This window comes from Caballeronia calidae, from assembly GCF_900044055.2.
In the GTDB taxonomy this organism is placed as follows: Bacteria; Pseudomonadota; Gammaproteobacteria; order Burkholderiales; family Burkholderiaceae; genus Caballeronia; species Caballeronia calidae.
The window spans coordinates 1-782 of sequence record NZ_FCOX02000329.1; the positions used below are offsets into that span (position 1 = coordinate 1).

General features: G+C 65.9%; 1 protein-coding gene. It reads left to right on the forward strand.

All coding sequences use genetic code 11. The features are described from left to right. Positions 1-782: amino acid adenylation domain-containing protein (locus AWB78_RS42890; protein ID WP_157697920.1), on the forward strand; the 782-nt coding region annotated here is incomplete at both ends.

The following is a 782-nucleotide window of genomic DNA, read 5'->3' on the forward strand; positions in this document are numbered from 1 at the left end:
TGCACGGCCAGGACGCTTCAGCGCTCCCGAAGCAACTGATCGTGCTGGGAGGCGAAGTGGCACAACGCGACTGGATTACCGCGCTGCGGGCGGATCATCCCGGACTGCGCATCCTGAATCACTACGGTCCTACCGAAACGACTGTCGGCGTGCTGACGTTCGAGATGTTCGAATCCAGCAATTCGAATCGTCCGCTGCCGCTCGGCCGACCGCTCGCGAACACGCACGCCTATGTGCTCGATGCGCATGGCCAGCCGGTGCCTCCGGGCGCGATCGGCGAGCTTTATATCGGCGGTGCCGGCGTTGCACGCGGTTATCTGAATCGTGCCGATCTCACCGCTGAACGCTTCCTCGACGATCCGTTCAGCCACGAGCCCGGCGCGCGCATGTACCGCACCGGCGACCTCGCCCGCTGGCTGCCCGACGGCAATCTCGAATTCCTCGGCCGCAACGATCATCAGGTCAAGATTCGCGGCTTCCGTATCGAACTCGGGGAGATCGAGGCGCAGCTCGCCAGCCATCCTGCGGTGCGCGAAGCAGTGGTCATCGCCCGCGACGACAGCGGTAGCAACCGTTCGGCCGACAAGCGCCTGGTCGCCTATGTCACGCTCACCGCTGGCGCTGATGCCGTCGGCATGGTGGACGCGTTGCGCATCCATCTGACCGAACGCCTGCCCGACTACATGGTGCCGGCCGCCTTCGTCGTGCTCGATGCGCTCCCGCTCACGCCCAACGGCAAGCTCGACCGCCGCGCGCTGCCCGACCCGCAATGGCAGGACCTG